Source organism: Paraliomyxa miuraensis (assembly GCF_026337845.1).
Classification (GTDB): Bacteria; Myxococcota_A; Polyangia; order Nannocystales; family Nannocystaceae; genus Paraliomyxa; species Paraliomyxa miuraensis.
The window spans coordinates 416667-434544 of the sequence record NZ_JAOVZF010000159.1; the positions used below are offsets into that span (position 1 = coordinate 416667).

Annotated in this window: 13 protein-coding genes; 6 read left to right on the forward strand and 7 right to left on the reverse strand. The window is 69.1% G+C overall.

The genetic code is table 11. From position 1 onward, the window contains the following. Nucleotides 1–25: 25 nt before the first annotated feature. Nucleotides 26–652 (reverse strand): DUF4142 domain-containing protein, encoded by a 627-nt coding sequence (locus tag OEB96_RS32895; protein ID WP_266220792.1) that lies wholly within the window; start codon nucleotides 650–652, stop codon nucleotides 26–28. A 200-nt stretch (nucleotides 653–852) separates the two neighbouring features. On the opposite strand from OEB96_RS32895, the gene OEB96_RS32900 reads away from it, so the two are divergent. After that, complete coding sequence (locus tag OEB96_RS32900) at nucleotides 853–1038, forward strand: hypothetical protein (RefSeq protein WP_266220793.1); 186 nt, start codon at nucleotides 853–855, stop codon at nucleotides 1036–1038. A gap of 86 nt (nucleotides 1039–1124) precedes the next feature. Continuing rightward, a complete protein-coding gene (locus OEB96_RS32905; RefSeq protein WP_266220794.1) occupies nucleotides 1125–2090 on the forward strand; it encodes a hypothetical protein in 966 nt (321 codons plus the stop codon). 23 nt (nucleotides 2091–2113) lie between these two features. On the opposite strand, the gene OEB96_RS32910 is transcribed toward OEB96_RS32905, so the two are convergent. Then, nucleotides 2114–4321, reverse strand: coding sequence for an amylo-alpha-1,6-glucosidase (locus OEB96_RS32910; RefSeq protein ID WP_266220795.1), 2208 nt, complete (start codon nucleotides 4319–4321; stop codon nucleotides 2114–2116). Next, on the reverse strand, nucleotides 4318–5535 hold the full coding sequence (locus OEB96_RS32915; RefSeq protein WP_266220796.1) for a glycosyltransferase family 4 protein: 1218 nt from the start codon (nucleotides 5533–5535) through the stop codon (nucleotides 4318–4320). Before OEB96_RS32915 ends, OEB96_RS32910 begins: the two co-directional genes overlap by 4 nt. Nucleotides 5536–5848: 313 nt before the next feature. Here OEB96_RS32915 and OEB96_RS32920 point away from each other — a divergent pair, with 313 nt between their 5' ends. Further along, nucleotides 5849–6421: a DUF1003 domain-containing protein gene (locus OEB96_RS32920; RefSeq protein WP_266220797.1), complete on the forward strand. Its 573-nt coding sequence runs from the start codon at nucleotides 5849–5851 to the stop codon at nucleotides 6419–6421. Nucleotides 6422–6484: 63 nt separating this feature from the next. Here the strand turns inward: OEB96_RS32920 and OEB96_RS32925 are convergent, their stop codons facing one another. After that, nucleotides 6485–9982: a nitric oxide synthase oxygenase gene (locus OEB96_RS32925; protein ID WP_266220798.1), complete on the reverse strand. Its 3498-nt coding sequence runs from the start codon at nucleotides 9980–9982 to the stop codon at nucleotides 6485–6487. A gap of 427 nt (nucleotides 9983–10409) precedes the next feature. On the opposite strand from OEB96_RS32925, the gene OEB96_RS32930 reads away from it, so the two are divergent. Genes OEB96_RS32930 through dusA form a run of 3 tightly spaced genes read left to right on the forward strand, consistent with a single transcriptional unit; the run spans nucleotide 10410 to nucleotide 14746 of the window. Continuing rightward, on the forward strand, nucleotides 10410–10892 hold the full coding sequence (locus tag OEB96_RS32930) for a globin domain-containing protein (protein WP_266220799.1): 483 nt from the start codon (nucleotides 10410–10412) through the stop codon (nucleotides 10890–10892). A 21-nt stretch (nucleotides 10893–10913) separates the two neighbouring features. Then, nucleotides 10914–13706 carry a hypothetical protein gene (locus OEB96_RS32935; protein ID WP_266220800.1) on the forward strand — a complete coding sequence of 931 codons (2793 nt, stop codon included), beginning with the start codon at nucleotides 10914–10916 and terminating at the stop codon, nucleotides 13704–13706. Then, the gene (dusA, locus tag OEB96_RS32940) at nucleotides 13703–14746 is read left to right on the forward strand and encodes a tRNA dihydrouridine(20/20a) synthase DusA (RefSeq protein ID WP_266220801.1); all 1044 of its coding nucleotides are present in this window, start codon (nucleotides 13703–13705) and stop codon (nucleotides 14744–14746) included. Before OEB96_RS32935 ends, dusA begins: the two co-directional genes overlap by 4 nt. A gap of 312 nt (nucleotides 14747–15058) precedes the next feature. Here the strand turns inward: dusA and tyrS are convergent, their stop codons facing one another. Genes tyrS through prfA form a run of 3 tightly spaced genes read right to left on the reverse strand, consistent with a single transcriptional unit; the run spans nucleotide 15059 to nucleotide 17798 of the window. Then, the gene (tyrS, locus tag OEB96_RS32945; protein WP_266220802.1) at nucleotides 15059–16345 is read right to left on the reverse strand and encodes a tyrosine--tRNA ligase; all 1287 of its coding nucleotides are present in this window, start codon (nucleotides 16343–16345) and stop codon (nucleotides 15059–15061) included. Nucleotides 16346–16392: 47 nt separating this feature from the next. Beyond that, nucleotides 16393–16737, reverse strand: coding sequence for a cell division protein ZapA (locus tag OEB96_RS32950; protein ID WP_266220803.1), 345 nt, complete (start codon nucleotides 16735–16737; stop codon nucleotides 16393–16395). Further along, complete coding sequence (prfA, locus tag OEB96_RS32955) at nucleotides 16734–17798, reverse strand: peptide chain release factor 1 (RefSeq protein ID WP_266220804.1); 1065 nt, start codon at nucleotides 17796–17798, stop codon at nucleotides 16734–16736. Before prfA ends, OEB96_RS32950 begins: the two co-directional genes overlap by 4 nt. Nucleotides 17799–17878: the final 80 nt, after the last annotated feature.

Below are 17878 nucleotides of genomic sequence, written 5' to 3' on the forward strand. Positions count from 1 at the left end.
TGCGGCGGCGTCGGTCGCTCGCGAGTCAGTCCAGCAGGCTCTGCTCGGGGTCCACGTTCTGTTCCTTGATGCGCTTGGCCTGCTCGAGGTCGTCGTGCAGGGCCGGCAGGCGAGTGGATGCCCAGTGCTGAAGCTGGGGCGCTTCGTCGCGCTTGCTCTGCTGATCGTACTCGTCGATGGCCTTCTGATAGCGGTCGATGACCGCGCTCATGTACTCCTCGTCGAAGTCGTTGGCCTCCTCCTCCATGAGCTCCTTCTTCGTGTCCTGCCCGTCGTCGGTGAGCCCCGTGGGGAACGAGACGTTCTGGTGCTCCACGAGCGTGCGGAGCTCCTCGTTGGCCTTGCGGTGCGCCTCGACCAGCTTGCCGGCGAACTCCTTCACCGCCGGGATCTGGGCGTGCTGCTGGGCGACCTGGCCCAGCTCGATCTGGAAGATGCCGTGACGGGCGGCCGCCATCACGAATTCCTGGCTCTGGTGGGAGAGCTGGTGGGCCACCGGCTCGCCGGGTGGTACGGACTTGGGCTCGGTTCCTTCGGCGACGGGCTTGGCGGCTTCACCGTCGCTTGCTTCATCGTTCTTGCGCTCGCAGCCGAGCGCGAGCATGGAGGCGAGCGCACATGCGCAGATGGTGTTCGTCTTGGCGGGACGCATATCGTGTTCTCCTGCGCGGGGTTCTGCGCCAAGCAAGGCGGGGAGCAACCCGAGCCGTGCTGATGGACGAGAAAAGCGCGCATGCCGGCCGCGCATGCCGGCCGGCATGCGTAGAGGGGGCACCCCGGCCGCGGTGCAGGTGCTTCCCTTGAACGACGAATCCCGTTTGCTGCCGCTTTGCAGCGATGCAGTAAAGGAGCATGAACTCCACCAAGAAATCAGAGCACGAGAAGCACGAGAAGAAGGACCCCAAGGGCAAGGAGGGCAAGAGCCCCTCGGGCCAGCCCGGGGGCAGCAAGCAAGCCGGTGCCGGCAAGCCGGGCAACGCAGGCGACGAGCCCGGCGGAAAGAAGAGCCCGCGCCCGGAGCGTCCACCCGCGGAGTGATGCTCGACGCGCCACGGCCATCGGGCTTCGACATCATCGCATCGGCTTCACCTCTTCGGGCTTCATCGGACTTCATGATGATGATCATGGACGTGTGCCACCGGCTCGTGCTCTCGGGCGTCGGGCTCGCGCTGGTGGCCACGACGGCGTGTGCCACCACGAGCAACGGCAAGCCCGTCAGCGAGCAGGTGGGCGAGCATGCGGCCGAGGGGACGCTGGAGAGCACCCTCGACGTGCTTGCTCGGCCCCGGAGTCAGGCGATCCTCGGCGACCTCCTGGGCTCTCCCGCCATCCAGGACGCCCTGCGTCAGTCCTCGGCGAGCGTGGTCGCCGGTGCCTTCGATGGCATGGGCATGACGAGCGGCGGAGGAGGTGCGGCCCCACGAACGGGCGTGCAGCCGGGGCCGGAGGTCGGTGGTGTCGAGGAGCGGCTGCCGCTCGAGCACGGGCGGAGCCGCGAGTCGAAGCTGGCGCCGAGCTTCGATCGCTCCTGGTCCGACGACGAGGACGACGCGTGGGCCGAGCCGCGCAGCCGACCGGCGAGGCTCGCGGCCAGCGTCGGTGAGACGGTGGCCGCGGGGATGGGCAGCGCGATCGAGGACGAGCTCGGACCCTCGATGGCGATCGTGATCGAGCAGCAGCTGGGACCCGCGCTGGCCAGGGTGCTCGAGCACGACGTGCTGCCAGCGGTCGGCCGAGGCCTGCAGAGCGAGGACGTGCAGCAGGCGATCGTACGGTCGATGGCGAGCATGGGGGTGGGGGTGGCCCGCGGGGCCGAGCGGGGCCTCGACGAGTCCGGCGTGGCGGACGAGGACGGAGCCGGGGAAGCTCTGGGCAGGGCGCTGGCCATCGGCGCAACGGTGGCGATCGTGGCCGCGGCGTTGTTGGCAGCCGCGCTGGTGGTGCTCATCGTCATGCTCGTCAGGACCAGCCGCCATCAGCGGCGGATGTTCGACACGACGCGCCGGCGCGAGGAGCTGCTGGTTGAGCTGCTTGCGCAGCGGGCCGAGTCTTCGGTGGAGCAGCACCCGATCATCACGCCTCCGGCGTGAGCGGCGGGTGCGACGAGCCTCGGCTACTTCACCACCACCACCTCCACGTCTCCCGTTGCGTCCGTGACCAGGATGCCCACGTCCTCCGGATGCCGATGCAGCCGCAGCGACACGCGCTCCCGGCCCACGCGTAGGTCCACGATTCGTAGGGTCTCGACGTATGGCGGAAGCCGCGGCTTGTTGAACGTGATGCGCCGGGCCATCCCGTCGACGTGCAGCCCCAGCACCGCTTGGAGCGCCATGAAGATCGAGCCCGAGGCCCACGCCTGGGGTGAGCACGCCACCGGGTACTGGATCGGTGCTCGTCCGGCGTGGCGGGCAAAGCCGCAGATCAGCTCGGGCAGCCGCAGCAGCTCCGACGCGCTCGCGACCTCGAACAGTGCATTCAGCAGGCGCTCGGCCTCGCTCACGAACCCCGCGTTGGCGAGCCCCCGCGCCACGATCCCGGTGTCGTGCGGCCACACCGATCCATTGTGGTACGAGATCGGGTTGTAGCGGCGCTCGTCGCTGGCGAGGGTGCGGATCCCGAACCCGGAGAACATCGACTCGTGCATCAGCGTACGCGCGAGCGCGGCGCGGCGCCTTGGCAGGGCGATGTCCGTGAACAAGCAGTGGCCCGCATTCGAGGTTCGTACCCGGCACGGATGCTTGTCGCCGTCGAGTGCCAGCGCATAGGTGCCGAGCTCCTCGCACCAGAACGCCTGGTCGAAGCGCTCGCGCAGCGCCCGGGCCTCGCGCTCCCAGCGGGCGGCGAGCGGCTCGTGCCCCAGCGCCTTCGCCACCATCGACATCCCGAGCCTGGCGTCGTACACGTAGCCCTGTACCTCGCACAGCGCGATCGTGCCGGTCGCGAGCGACCCGTCGCGGTGGAACACCGAGTCGTTGCTGTCCTTCCAGCCCTGCTGAGCCAGACCATCGGTCGACTTGCGTCCGTACTCCACGAAGCCGTCGCCGTCCTGGTCGCCGTAGGTCTCGATCCAGTGCATTGCGTGGCGGAGGTGCGGCCACAGCTGCTGCATCAGCGCTCGGTCGTTGGTCGCCTCGAGGTGACGCCACGCCAACATCAGGTAGAGCGACGTCGAGTCGATGCTGCCGTAGTAGCATCCAAACGGGACCTCGCGCAGCGCGGCCATCTCGCCATCCCGCATCTCGTGCACGATCTTGCCGGGCTCGGCATCCGCCTGGGGGTCCTCTCCGGTGGCCTGGTGCGCCGACAGGAACTCGAGCGCACCCGCGCCGATCTCCGGGACCAGCCACAGCATCTGCATCGCCGTCCACAGGCCATCGCGGCCGAACGGAGTCGAGTACCAGGGGATCCCGGCGTACGGATAGGGCCCCTGCGGGGTCTGGGTCTGCAGCATCGCCAAGTCCGCGCGTGCGCGCTCCAGCACGTGGTTGAAGCGCTCGTGCGAGGTCCAGATCCGGCACTGCCGATTGCGCGCCTCCTCGATGGCCTGCCGTCGCTGCCGCAGCACGTCGTCGAACCGCTTCGCGACCGCAGCGCTCGATCGGTCGAGCTCGGCGCCGTGCTCGGCCACCACGCGCAGCATCACCGTGAAGTCGCCGTGCGGCGGCAGGTGCATTCGATAGGAGGCTTCGCTCGCATGTAGCCCCGTGGGGGGAGGCTCGAGCTCGAACCGCGTACGCCGGAGCACTCCATCGCGCCCGCAATAGCCCAGCTGCACCGTCGTGGGACCCACATCGGGGGGAAGCCGTCGGCCCCGCTGCTCGCGAGGGGTCCCCCGTACCTCGAACACGTCGGCGAAATCGGCCTGCAGCTCGAGCGAGAGGACCACCTCGAGCGCCTCGAGCCCGTAGTTCGAGACCACGATGCGCTCGAGATAGACGCCGTCGAGCGGCACCGACCAGCGACTCACGTGGAGCGTGCCAAAGGGGATCTCGAGGTGGCCGTCGCGTGCCGAGCCCGAGTCGCACACGAGGATGTCGGGGTTGGTGAGGTCGCAGGTGAGCAGTAGATCGTCCTCGTGCACATTGGACCCGAGCAGCAGCGGTAGGTGCCCGGCCAGCCGCAGCACGAGCCGCGAGACGTGCCGGGTGCCCCGGTAGTACAGGCCCTGCTCGCCGCGCCCCCCCGAGCGGATGTTGCCCGTGCGGCTGACGACCACGAACAGCTCACCGTGCTTGAGCACGCGCCGCAGCTCGAGTCCGTTGACGAATGCGGAGATGTGGTAGCGGTCGTCGACCACCTCCTCCACCGCGGGGGCCGTCATGCCGAGGCACCTCCCGTGACCGCTCGCGGCAGCAACTGGGGGGCTCGCGGCGGCGGCAGCGGCCCGTCATCGAGCGGTCGAGATGCGACCACTCGCTCGTAGAGCGCAACGTAGTCCTCGGCCATGCGCATCGACGAGAACCGGCGCTCGAACGTGGCCCGGACCCGCTGCCGATCGAGCCGGCTGGCGCGGCGGGCCGCCACGATCGCCGACGGCAGGTCGTCGACGATGAAGCCGGTCTCGCCCTCGTCGATGACCTCGCGGACCGAGCCGTGGTCGAATGCCACCACTGGCGTGCCACAGGCCATCGCCTCGATCATCGCCAGCCCGAACGGCTCGGGCCAGTCGATCGGGAACAGCAGCGCGGTCGCATCGCCGAGGAACTTCGACTTCTGTGCATCGGAGATCTCTCCCACGTGGGTCACCAGCGGGTGCTCGAGCAGCGGGGCGATGTTCTGGCGATGGTAGACCTCGTCGACTGGGTCTACCTTGGCGGCGATCCGCAGTGGCACCCCCAGCGCGACCGCGATCTCGATCGCTCGATCCACGCGCTTCTCGGGCGAAATCCGGCCCAGGAACGCGAAGTACTCGCCCGCCCCCTCGCCCGGCTGGAGCATGTCCAGCGGCAGGCCGTGTGGCACCGAGCCCACCCAGCGCGCGCGCGGTAGCGGCCGGCGCTGCGCCATCGAGATCGACACGACCGGCATGTCGGGGAAACGATCGTACAGCGGGACGAGCTCGGGCAGATCGAGTCGCCCGTGCAGCGTGGTCAGCTGCGGAAGCTGGAGCTGCCGCGAGAGCAGGAAGTGCAGGTAGTCCACGTGAAAGTGGATCACATCGTAGGAATGGTGGTCCTGCGCCAGCATGTCGAGCAGCACCCAGTGATGGACGAGTCGATCGCGGCAGCCGTCGTCGAGTCTCAGCGCGCGCGGACACGCCGGCACCAGCCGCGCCGGGGTGCAGGAGTCCCCCGAGGCGTAGAGCGTGACGTCGTGCCCCATCGCCACGAGTGCCTCGGTGAGGTAGGCGACGATGCGTTCCGTGCCGCCGTAGCCGGCCGGAGGCACACTCTCGTAGAGGGGAGCGACCTGGGCGATGCGCATGAGCGCCGCGCCACGAGTGCAACCCGCGTGCCACGGTGGGGGCGCCCCGTAGGGGGTCCCCACGCGGTGCTCGAGCTCGTTCCTGCGGCAAGCCGTGTCCTCGTCGCGCACGGGGCCGAGCGCGGGGCACGGCTCCCGATGTGCCGTGGAGCCCACGTCGCACCGCGAACGCGCACACCCGACCGCGGATTGCCGCTTCGGTTCGCGTGACTAGGCTCGGGCTCGCAACGAAATCGAGATCGAAGAGGAGCACGACGATGACCGCAGCCAGAGCAACGATCGATCACGAGACGATCCGCAGGTGGGTGGAGACCCGAGGTGGCCGCCCCGCTCGAGTCGTCGGAACCGGCAGAGCCGAGGGTGACCCGGCGGAGCTCGAGGACGAGGACGTCGAGCCTCGTAGGCGATCCGATACCCGGCGGTGATGTCCCAAGCCACGAGTCGGCCGCCGCCGACCTCCGAGCCGCCCGCGGGGCCGCAGACCAGCTCGATGGCCCGCGTGGTCGAGCGCAACATCCGTGCGCTGCTCGAGCATCGCAGGGAGGTCGAGCGGCGCGCCGGCTGGCCCGAGCGGCTGGCCCACGCGATCACCCGCTTCGCGGGGAGCATGACGTTCGTTCTGCTCCACGTCGTGTTCTACGGGTCGTGGATCACGATCAACCTCGGCGCGATCCCGGGCGTGCCACCGTTCGATCCCTCGTTCGTGGGCCTGGCCATGGAGGCGTCGGTGGAGGCGCTCTTCCTGTCCGCCTTCATCCTCATCACCCAAAATCGCATGATGGCGGCGGCGGCGGAGCGGGCGGACCTCGACCTGCAGATCAGCCTGCTCGCCGAGCACGAGATCACTCGCGTCATCACGCTGGTGCAGGAGATGGCCAAGAAGATGAACGTCGCGGCTGCGCACGATCCCGAGCTCCGCGAGCTGGCGGAGGACGTGCACCCCGAGCGCGTCCTCCAGACCATGGCGGCGCACGAGCAGGTCGCCGAGGCGGACTGAAGCCTTCGGATCCACCCCGGGACCAGCGGGCGCTCGCGCCAGCGCGCGGCTCGAGAGGGGGCCCTAGTGACCGCCCGTCTTGCCCTGCCGCTGATGGAACGGGCAGGGTGGCACGGGCCCTTCGTGCTCGGGCGCGGGCACATCGCCCAGCCACGGCTTGTGCTGGTAGCCGTACATCGGCTTGAGCACCATGTTCTTGAGGTCGTCGCGGAAGAACAGCGGCGACTGCGAGCCCGACATCGGCGGCACCAGCCACGACCAGTCGCCGTAGACATCGCGACCCTTGGCCTTCTCCGCGGCCTCGAACTCGAAGAAGTACTTGCTCATCGAGTGGTGGTCCTGCATGCGGATGCCGGCCTTGCGATACGAGTAGAGCACCGCGATGTTGAGCTCCACCAGCGCCCGGTCGCGCCACAGCGTGTACTCGGCGCTGCGATCGAGCCCCAGCTTGTCCGCGATCACGGGCAGCATGTCGTAGCGGTTCTCGTCGCTGAAGTTGCGCGCCCCGATCTCGGTGCCCATGTAGAAGCCGTTGAACGGGATGCAGCGGTAGTGCACGCCGCCGAGGTCGAGGGCCATCTCGCACACCGCCGGCAGCGCGTACCAGCGCAGCCCCAGCTCGCGAAACCATGGGTACTCGGGGTGCTCGATCTCCACCTCGAGGCAGATCTCGGGCGTCCGCGGCAGCGAGAACCACTTGGGCGGGTCGTTGCCGATCTGGAGGATGATGGGCAGGATGTCGAACGGCGTGCCCTCGCCGCGCCACCCGAGCTCCATGGCCTTCCGGGTGACCTCGGCGTTGGAGGGATCGCCGATGACGCTGCCGTCGGCCTGCTCGTAGCCCGCATAGCGGATGAGCTGGCTGTTGTAGGTTCGAATGGTGGGCTCGCCGGGCCGGAAGATCGTGATCACCGACAGCAGGTCGCCGCCGTTGGTCGCGTACTTCATGTGCTCGATGATCGACTCGAACATCTCCTCTTCGGTCCGAAGGTGGCGCATGTCGCGGACCTGCAGACCCTCCCAGAAGAACCGGCCGATGCACCGCGAGGAGTTGCGCCACGCCAGCCGGGCCCCATAGGTCAGCTCGTCGGTGGTGTGGCGATAGGTGCCGGTCGACAGGATTTCCTGCCTCACCTGCTCGAGCCGGGGCTTGAGCGCGTCGCCCATGCCACGCTCCTCGTAGAGCTGCGTGAGCACCAGCTCGGCCTCGCGCAGGATCGGCCAGCGACCGGTTTGATCGAGGAAGAACGAGCTGTGCTGCACGTGGGTGCTGGCCCCGGAGGTCACCAGCGTCTTGGCGGCGCGCCTGGGCTCGATGACCTCGCCGTCGTCGGTGACGTTGGAGCTGAACACCTCGACCCGCACCGCCGCGTCGGGCCAGCCCGCGGCGCGCAGGTAGCTCTGCACCGTCTCGAGGAAGAGGTCCGGCCCGCACAGGAACGCCACGGCTCCGTCCCGGTAGGGGTAGTTGCGCTTGACGTGGTCGGCGGTCAGGCGGCCGTCCTCGGAGGTGCAGCGGCGCGTCCAGCTGATGTGCTCGTGGATGCTCGAGAGCTCCCCGAGCTCCTCCTCGAACACGAAGTCCTCCTTGTGGCGTGCCGACCAGTCGATGTGCAGACGGCGACGCTCGGGGTCGTGGGCGAGCGTGCGCGCCAGCGCGATGCCGGGGGTGATGCCGATGCCACCCGCGAGCATGTAGACGGGTCCCTTGTCCTCGTCGCGCAGGTAGTACTCGCCCGAGGGCTCGGACACCCGCAGCAGCGACTCGCGGTTGGCGGTGCCCGACAGCCACCCGGAGAACAGGCCCAGGTCCTCGCGCTTGACCATCACCTCGTAGGGCGCGACGCGACCCGCCTCGCTGATGAGGGTGTAGGCGCGCGTGACCCAGCGCCCCTCGATGCGCCCCTGCAGCACCACGTGCTGGCCGGGCTTGGAGGGCACGGGCGGAATCTCGACCGGCACGACCTTGAGGCGCACGAATCCATCGCCCGGCTTGTCGAGCTTGAGGACCTCGGCCACGTGGAGCTTGGGCGAGCCGAGCATCTCCTCGACGACCGGGGTGCAGCCGCCGCAGATGGCGGTGGCGCCGGTGCGGTCGACGATCTGCGCGAGCGTCCGGCAGCCCTTCTCGATGACCTCGAGCAGGGTGCTGCGGCGCACGCCGGCGCAGCTGCACACGACCTCGTCGGGCTCGCCCTCGCCGGCGTGATCGAGCTGCAGCGTGCCCAGCTCGCGGAACAGCGCGCGCTCCCAGGCCTTGAGCGTGCGCTGGCGGAACAGGTCGCCCATCGCACCGCGCAGGCCGTCCCACGAGCCGCGGCTGGCCAGGCCGATGAGACGACCCTCGCAAAGCTCGAGCGCTCGCGACTCGTCGTTCTTGTTGAACGGGATCATCTCGGTCTCGCCGATGAGGGCCCAGCGGGCCTCCACCGCGCTCCCGTCCTGGCTGCGGCGCGTGTGCAGCTCGCCGCCCTCGATGGTCTGCAGGCGGCTGACCGTGCACGGCTTGGCCAGCAGCTCGTCGTTGGGGCTCCATCGCAGCGTCTGGTACTCGGGGTCGCCGAAGTACGTCTCGTGCATGGTCAGCAGACCACGACCGGGCAGGATGAAGAGATTGACGAACGACAGCGCGTGGTCCCGCAGCACGTCGAGCACGTCGGCATCGCCGTGCCACGTGGGCTTGCGGCCCACCGACTCGGTCTGCATCAAGTGCTCGGACTCGGCGGCGGCCCGGCGGTAGGGCACCCCCGCCTGGGCCCACTGCTGGCGGATCATGGCCGGCGGCAGGGCGGAGTACACGACCGAGCGAGGCACCCCGGCGAGCGTGTCCTCGAGCAGCTCGTCGAGACCGGCGGTGAAGTCCTCTGCGCTAATAGCGCCATCGCCGTCCTTGTCGGCGTCGGCCACCAGGCGCTCGGCCTCCTCGAGGGGGGTGCCCATGGTGGTCAGGAAGCGGACGACCTTCTCGACCTCGATGAAGCCCTTGCCCTCCTCATCCATCTCCCGCATGCGCAGGCGGGCAAAGACCTGGGGATCGAGCGTTTCGACCAGGAGCCGCGTGAGGTCGGTGGCCAGCCGAGGCCCATCGCATCGACGGGGGCCGTGCACGACGATTTCGTGCGGACCGCCCTCGTTGAGCCATGTGAGCGTTGCCTTGGCGACATCCGCCCAGGCGACGAACGGGACCTCTCCCGGCAGCGCCAGATTCAGCGTTCCATTGGTACGAACGCCATTGCGGGCGCGGAGCAGCAGCTCGGCTGGCGGCGCGTGCCGAAGGGTGGCGGTGGCGCCGAGCCGCAACGCCGCACGCGCACAGGTCTCGGCGTAGGACGTCCCCTTGCCATAGTCGGGGTGGACCAGGAGGACCTCGGCCCCGGGGGGCAGCTCCATGGTGACCAGGCGAGCCTCGGCCGAGCCGACGTCGTCGTAGCCCAGCAGGACGACGACGCGATCGCCGGCTCGCACATCGGGTGGTCCATAGAAGGTTCCGGATGCATCGACGGCGGCGGCGATGGTCTCGAAGGCGGCGTGGGACCGATTGGCGATGAGGGCGGTACTCATGGGCGCGAGGGGCGTTTGAGTGGGACCCTCACTCTAGTCCTAAATGGGGGGCTATCCCATCGGGCCGGAGCCCGGGCGCATGCGTTCGCGGGCGTGCGCGGTCGTGAGGCGAACCCTGAACGCTCGTCGCCCGGACTCGAGAGTGGAGGGTCGCCGCGGACGCTGGAAATCCGAGCGTCGAGACTGCGCTTGGACCGCAGCCAACGGCCGCAGCATCCATATATAAACGGGTTGTCAGGTGTGCTGGGGTCGGGCCAAGCCCAACCTCGACCGACATTGTGCGACCGTCCGAGGCGATCCCGAGCCCGTCACGTGCATTTTTTCGCATCCGACCCCCTCGTGGGTACCATCTGAGGCCGCACGGCGACCACCAACCGGGTTATCCTGCTCGCGCCATCTTCCTCTGGCCCGGCGCCGAATCTCCGACATGCTCACCGACGACGACAAGAAGCTCATCGTGAACAGCTGGCGCCTCGTGGTGCCCATTGCTCCGACTGCGGCGGACCTGTTCTACCGCCGTTTGTTCGAGCTCAAGCCGGAGTACCGCTCGCTGTTCCCGGAGCAGATGGACAAACAGAAGCAAAAGCTCATCCGCATGTTCCAGTTCATCGTCAAGTCGATGGATTGGATGAGCGAGCAGTGGCGCGACGAGGTGGCGCCCGAAGACGACCTTTGCCTGGTCGTTCTCGCGATGGGCCGCCGTCACGACCAGCTCTACAAGATTCCGGAGGAATCCTACGCTCCCGTCGGCGATGCGTTGTTCTGGACCCTCGACCAGGGTCTGGGCGATGCGTTCACCGATGAAGTTCGCGACGCGTGGGTGCGCCTCTACAACGTCGTCGCCACGACGATGAAGATGGGTGCCCGTGCGGGCAAGGTATCCATGGAGCTGAAGCGACACGGCTCCTGAGCGCTAGACTGAGGACCGACAGTGGCGCAACCGACTCTGCTCCTCAAAGGGACGTTCGATTCGTTCTCGATCGACGACGTGCTCGACGTCGTCGGCTTGAGCCGTCAGACCATGCGCGTCGTCCTCGACGACAGCGGTCGGGGCGGCGAATTCCTGGTCAAGGCGGGACGCGTCATTCGGGCGGCGGCACCGCCGGCCGAAGGGCGGCGCGCCTTCGTCAACATCTACCGCCAGCCCGGGCAGGGCTTCGCGGTGTGGCAGCACGTCGAGGCGACGGGCGAGCCCATCGGCCTGCTCGCCGACCTCATCGAGGAAGCCAAGGCGCTCGAGAAGGAGCCCGCGCGGCCGAGCCGTACGCCGATCTTGGCGGGCAGCTTCACCGATCATCGCCTCGACGAGGTGCTCGACGTCTTGAACATGACCAGGCAGCTGGTCGAGTTCAAGGTCATGCGCGAGGACGAGTCTCGCGTGACGATGATCCTCAAGGCGGGCCAGGTGCTCGCATGCGAGGACGACCGCGCCAACACCTCGGGCCTCAGCGCGTTCCGGACCCTGTTCAAGGATCCGGGCACGCACTTCGAGGTCGTGCGCCTCACCAGCCCGCCCGACGATCTGCCCCATCCGATCGGCCGCTTGCCCGCGCTGGTCCAGCAGGCGCTCAAGGACGACGACCAGGCCAACAAGAAGCGGGCCGGCGTGCTGTTCCAGGGCGCGTTCGCCAACTTCCCGCTCTCCGACGTGCTCGAGGCGCTGTCGGTCACGCGCTTGACCGTGGAGATGGTGTTCCACGACGGCGATGGCACGCGCGGCACGTTCGTGCTCAAGGCGGGTCAGGTGCTCGCGGCTCAGGCGCTTCGAACCGGGTCATCGGGTCGCGAGGCCTTCCTCGAGCTGATGAACGATCCGGGCGAGAGCTTCGTGGTGGTGCGCCGTCCGGGAACGCCATCGAGCGAGCCCATCGGCCAGCTTCGCGAGATGCTCGCCGAGGCGCGCACCCGCAAGCGGACCACGGGGTCGGTCACGCCTCCTCCCGGGGCCCGCGGTTCTGCTGGTGCTTCGACGGGCCCTTCCACCGGGCTTCGCACCGCGCCCACGCCTCCGCCTGCGCCGCCGTCGACCCGTCCCACCGTGGTCGCGGCGCCGCCGGTGCAGGTGACGGGCAAGGGACGCGGTCCGGTCACGCGGGCTCGGACGCCCGTCAAGAGCGTGCCGCCTCCGGTGCCGGCGGCCGTGGTGCCCAACGCCACGCCCAAGCCGGTGCCCAAGGCCAACCCCGTGCCCTCGATCGCCGCGGCCAAGGCCGCGGCCTCGACCGCCAAGAACACCCCGCCGAGCATCGAGGTCGTCCTCGACGGCACGTTCGACACCTTCGCGATCGACGACGTGCTGCAGGTGCTGAGCATCTCTCGGCAGTACGTGGCGCTCGGCACCCTGCGCAACGGCGTCCCGCTGGCGCGCTTGGTGGTCAAGTCGAGTCGGCTGCTGATGGCGTCGTACGGCTCGGTCAAGGATCCCGTGCAGGCCATGGCCATGCTGCTCGAGGATCCGGGCACCGAGTTCCGCGTGCGTCGCCTGCCGCGATACGCCGACAGCGACCTCGGCTCGTTGGCCGAGATCGTCAAGCAGGCGCGGGCGTCCAAGCCACCGGCCACGGTCATCAACCTGCCGCGGCCGGCTCCTCCACCGGAGCCCGAGCCCGAGATCGAGGATCTCAACATCGACGAGCTCTTCGAAGAAGAGCTCCTGCCGCCGCCGACACCCAAGCCCGAGCCCAAGCCCGAGCCGCTCGTGGAGGCGCGAGCCAAGGCCCGCGCCAAGGCCAAGACCAAGGCCAGGCTCGAGGCCGATCAGCCCGACACCCCAGTGGTGCCTCCGCCGCCGTCGACCGGCGCCGACCTCGATGATCTGTTCGACGAGCTCAAGCCGGATCCGAAGCCGGATCCGAAGCCGGAGCCGAAGCCCGAGCCGAAGCCGGAGCCGAAGGTCGCAGCGCGACCGGAGTCGAAGGTCACGGCGCGACCGGAGTCGCGGGTCACGGCGCGACCGGAGTCGCGGGTCAGGACGAGGCAGGATTCGAAGATCACCTCGAAGCCCGAGTCGAGGCTCACTCGGAAGCCGGAGTCGAAGGTCACGGCCAGGCCGGAGTCGAAGGTCACGGCCAAGCCGGAGCCGAGGGTCACGCCCAAGCCGGAGCCGAAGGTCGCGCCCCAGCCGGAACTCGACCTGGACCTGAGCGATCTGGATCCGGAGCCGGAGCCCGCGGCAAAGCTGGAAGCGATGCCGGAGCCCAAGGCCAAGCCCGAGCCCGAGTCGAAGCCGGTGCTCGAAGCGACGCCGCCGGAGCCGGAGCCCGAGGCGAAGGTGGACGCCGAGCCAGCGCCCGAGGCGAAGGTGGACGCCGAGCCGGAGCCCGAGGCGAAGGTGGACGCCGAGCCGGAGCCCGAGGCGAAGGTGGACGCCAAGCCGGAGCCCGAGGCGAAGGTGGAAGCCAAGCCGGAGCCCGAGGCGAAGCCGGAGCCCGTGGTCGCGCCAGCTGCCGCCACGATCGACCCGGCATCCGATGCCATCGTGCGCAGCTTGGCTCTCATCGAGGAGCGCTTGCGGAATCAGCCCGAGGCTGCCAGCGCCAGTGAGACCGCCGACGTCTTCAAGGGTCTCACCGCGCAGCTCGAGGAGATGAACAAGCGCATGGCGCAGATGACCAAGGAGAATGCCGACCTGGCCAAGAAGACGAGAGGGACCGCGTTCCTCTCCTACGTCGTCGCCGGGCTCGTCATCTTCTTCGTGCTGTTCATGCTCTTTGGTCCGAAGTGAGCCGAGGTCCGGCTCGCCCGCTGTCGGTCGCTCCGATGGTCGACCGCACCGATCGCCACTTTCGCGTGGTGATGCGGGCGGTCACTCGCAGCACGCTGCTCTACACCGAGATGACCTCGGTGGCGGCGGCGCTCGGACCAGACCGCGAGCACGTGCTGGCCTTCGATCCGCTGGAGAAGCCCCTGGCGCTGCAGCTCGGGGGCGACGACCCCGAGCGCCTGGCCGAGGCCGCGGCGCTGGCGACCTCGCTCGGCTACGACGAGCTCGATCTCAACTGTGGCTGCCCGTCGCCGCGGGTGCAGCACGGAGCCTTCGGCGTGGTGCTGATGAAGGACCCCGAGCGCGTGGCGGCCTGCGTGGAGGCGATGCGGGCGTCGAGCTCGCTGCCGGTGACGGTCAAGCATCGCCTGGGGGTCGACGAGTTCGATCGCTACGAGGACGTCGACCGCTTCGTGCGCTGCGTGGCCACGGCCGGAGCCGACCGCGTGATCGTGCATGCGCGCAAGGCCTGGCTACGCGGGCTCTCCCCCAAGCAAAACCGCACCGTGCCTCCCCTGCGCCACGCGTGGGTTCATCGACTCAAGGCCGAGCACCCTTCCCTGCGCATCGAGATCAACGGAGGCATCACCACGCTGCAGCAGGCCCACGAGCACCTGGCCGCGGGGATCGATGGGGTGATGATCGGCCGTGCCGCCTATGACGACCCGATGATGCTCGCCGCGGCCGACGACTGGCTTGCCTGCGAGCCCCACGCTCGGTCTCCATCGCGGTCGCCTCGTCACGAGCGTACCGAGCGCTTGGCGGTGCTCGGGGCGCTGCTGCCCTACGTGCGTCGCAGCGTCGAGCGTGGGGTTCGCCTACATGCGATCACCCGGCACCTCCACGGGCTCGTGCATGGACTGCATGGTGCGCGGCGCTTTCGGCAGATGCTTGCGGAGGGATCGCTTCGTCCCGGGGCCGGGGTCGAAGTGCTCGAGCGTGCCCTCGATGCACTGCGTGTCGGGGACTGCGCCGAGTCCGCGGCGCTCCTGCGCCACTGATGGCGTCTCGCGCTCGCATCGGGCCCCGACGTGGTTCTTGCGGCGAGGGAGCGAAAATCTCGGCCGGAGATTCGTCATTCCGCCTCCTAGGGGGTACCCTGAGATTCGGTTTCGTCGGCGCGAGTCGACGAGTCTTCGGGCCCTCTCCCCCAAGGGGCACGAGTTTTGGGTGGGCGCTTCGTGGCCAAGGCCGGCACCGCTCCACCAGGTCGGGACACTACGGGGAATGAGCCTGCCTCCCATCCCGCGATCGGGGGACCGCCGATGGGAGGTGGGCTCGCCTATTTGGTTCCTGGCTGGGCGATTGCGCGGTCACGAGACCGGATCGCCACCGAGCACGCGAAAGCGACAGCGCTTGCCGGCCTGCAGCCGTAGGCCCTCGGCGGGAAAGCTCGAGGGAAGCAGCTCCTCGTTGGGATCGGAGCGCACGTCGCCATCGATGCGGACCGCTCCCGACTCGATGCGCTGGCGTGCCTGGCGTTTGGAGGGGAACGCCTTGACGGCATCGTGGGTGACGAGATCGACGAGCTTGATGGCCTCGACGCCGACATGGGCGGCCGGCACCGCGCTCCAGTCGTCGCCGCCACCGAACGCCTGCTGGGCCGCACGCTGGGCTCGTTCGGCGGCGTCGCGCCCGTGCGCGATGCAGGTGGCCTCGAAGGCCAGCCGCTGCTTGACCTCGCGCAGCTCGGCTCCTTCGGCCTGGCACAGCGCATCGATCTCTTCCACGGGGAGGTCGGTGAAGGTGAGCAGCAGCTTGCGGACGTCGGAGTCGTCGCACGACACCCAGTACTGGAAGTAGTCGAAGGGGCTGGTCTGCTCGGGGTCGAGCCATACCGCGCCGCGCTCGGTCTTGCCCATCTTGCGGCCGTCGGCCGTGGTCAGCAGCGGGAACGTGAGGCAGTGCGCGGGCCCGTGCTCGCCGCCGCCGATCCGGCGGATGAGCTCGACGCCGGCCACGATGTTGCCCCACTGATCGCTCCCGCCGAGCTGCAGCCGGCAGCCGTGCTCGCGGTAGAGGTGCAGGAAGTCGTAGGCCTGGAACAGCTGGTAGTTGAACTCCAAGAACGACAGCGGCAGCTCGTTGTCGATGCGCTCGCGGTAGGTCTTGGTGGCGATCATGCGGTTGACGGTGAAGTGCACGCCGATGTCGCGAAGGAACTCGATGTAGCGCAGCGGTGCGAGCCAGTCCTGGTTGTCGACCACGAGCGCGTCGTTGGGGGCCCCGCCGTCGAAGTGGAGGAAGCGACCGAACTGCCGGCCGATCGCCGCCACGTGGGTCTCGAGGGTGGCGTCGTCGAGCAGCTTGCGGGTCTCGCTGCGCCCCGAGGGGTCGCCCACCCGCGCGGTGCCTCCGCCGATGAGGACCAGCGGGCGGTGGCCGTGCTGCTGCAGCAGGCGCATGGCCATGATGCACACCAGGTTGCCCACGTGGAGCGAGGTCGCGGTGGGATCGAAGCCGATGTAGAAGGTGACCATGCCCTCCGCGAGGGCCTGATCGATGGCCGTGGCATCGGAGACCTGCTCCACGAAGCCCCGCTGCAGCAGCGCAGCGAGGGCGGTGGAGCGGGGGTGCTCGAGCGCTTTGGCGTCGTCCATGGGCGCGCGAGCATACTACCCGCGTGCAACGGACGGCGAGAGGGCGATCAACCCTCGGACGTGGACGCGTCGGGGTCGGCCTCGGCGGGGGCGTCCATGCCTCGCAAGAGCGTCTCGTGGGCGTCGAGCGCCTGCCGCAGCGCGGCGAGCTTGTCGGAGACCCTCGCTCGAAAGCGGCGGTGGAGGTCGCGCTCGCGGAACAGCTCGTCGGCGAGCTGGATGGCGACCAGCAGCGCGACTCGCTGCACGCTGGGCGTGGCGCGGCGCCCCTGGGTGAGCTGGCGGAGCTGCGCGTCGACGTAGTCGGCGAGCTGCTGGACGTACTGTGGCCCCTCGTCGCTGCGGATCGACAGCCGCTGGCCGGCGATCTCCACCTGGAACGAGCGCTTCACGGCCTGAGACGCTCGGCCTCGTCGTACGCCCTCAGGGCGGTGATGAGGTCGCCCACGTCGCCGTCCATGAAGGCGCCGAGGTTGTGCCGAGTGAGGTTGATGCGGTGATCGGTGATCCGATCCTGCGGGTAGTTGTAGGTGCGGACCTTCTCGGAGCGATCTCCCGAGCCGACCTGCGACTTGCGCTGGGCCGCGCGCTCGGCCTCGTACTTCTGGATCTCGAGGTCGAGCAGGCGGCTGCGCAGCAGCACCATGGCGATCTCTCGGTTCTTGGTCTGCGACTTCTCCTGCTGGCACTCGACCGCGATCCCGGTGGGGATGTGAGTGAGCCGCACCTTGGAGTCGGTGGTGTTGACGTGCTGGCCGCCGGCCCCCGAGGCTCGCATCACGTCGAGGCGAATGTCGGACTCGCTGACGTGGACGTCGACCTCCTCGGCCTCGGGCATGATGGCGACGGTGGCGGCCGAGGTGTGGATGCGGCCCTGCGACTCGGTGGCGGGCACGCGCTGCACTCGGTGGACCCCGCTCTCGAACTTGAGGTTGGCGTAGACGTTCTTGCCGCGGATCATGCCGGTGACCTCGCGCAGGCCGCCTGCGCTGGCCTCGCTGGCGCTCATCAGGTCCATCGACCAGCCCATGCGCTCGGCGTAGCGCGAGTACATGCGCCACAGGTCGGCGGCGAACAGCGCGGCCTCCTCGCCCCCGGTGCCCGCGCGGATCTCGAGCACGACGTTCTTGCTGTCGTTGGGGTCCTTGGGCAGCAGCAGGCGCTGGAGCTCGGACTCGAGCCCGGTCAGCTCGTCCTGCAGCCGCGTCACGTCGTCTTCGGCCAGCTCGCGCATGTCGGGATCGGCGAGCAGCTCGCGCGCCTCGGCGAGGCCGGCTTCGGCCTGCATGAAGCGGGTGAAGGCCTCGGCCACCGGTCGCAGCTCGGCGTGCTCGCGAGAGGCGGCCAGGAAGCGGGCCGTGTTCTCCACCACCTCGGGGGCGCACAGCATCTCGCCCAGCTCCTCGTGGCGCTCGGAGATGTCTTGCAGCTTGTTGCGGAGCTTGTCGTCCATGGCGTGGGCCCCCTCTCGCGAGGTGGGGGCAGCGGGCAGAGGAGAGTGAGGGGCAGCGGCCCGAGCCGTGGGCCGCACCG

What these genes read in the sequence shown, in the direction of transcription:
- OEB96_RS32925 (WP_266220798.1), bottom strand. Translation starts at nt 9,982, where the DNA reads ATGAGTACCGCCCTCATCGCCAATCGGTCCCACGCCGCCTTCGAGACC.
- OEB96_RS32930 (WP_266220799.1), top strand. Translation starts at nt 10,410, where the DNA reads ATGCTCACCGACGACGACAAGAAGCTCATCGTGAACAGCTGGCGCCTC.
- tyrS (WP_266220802.1), bottom strand. Translation starts at nt 16,345, where the DNA reads ATGGACGACGCCAAAGCGCTCGAGCACCCCCGCTCCACCGCCCTCGCT.
- OEB96_RS32900 (WP_266220793.1), top strand. Translation starts at nt 853, where the DNA reads ATGAACTCCACCAAGAAATCAGAGCACGAGAAGCACGAGAAGAAGGAC.
- OEB96_RS32910 (WP_266220795.1), bottom strand. Translation starts at nt 4,321, where the DNA reads ATGACGGCCCCCGCGGTGGAGGAGGTGGTCGACGACCGCTACCACATC.
- OEB96_RS32920 (WP_266220797.1), top strand. Translation starts at nt 5,849, where the DNA reads ATGTCCCAAGCCACGAGTCGGCCGCCGCCGACCTCCGAGCCGCCCGCG.
- OEB96_RS32905 (WP_266220794.1), top strand. Translation starts at nt 1,125, where the DNA reads ATGGACGTGTGCCACCGGCTCGTGCTCTCGGGCGTCGGGCTCGCGCTG.
- prfA (WP_266220804.1), bottom strand. Translation starts at nt 17,798, where the DNA reads ATGGACGACAAGCTCCGCAACAAGCTGCAAGACATCTCCGAGCGCCAC.
- OEB96_RS32895 (WP_266220792.1), bottom strand. Translation starts at nt 652, where the DNA reads ATGCGTCCCGCCAAGACGAACACCATCTGCGCATGTGCGCTCGCCTCC.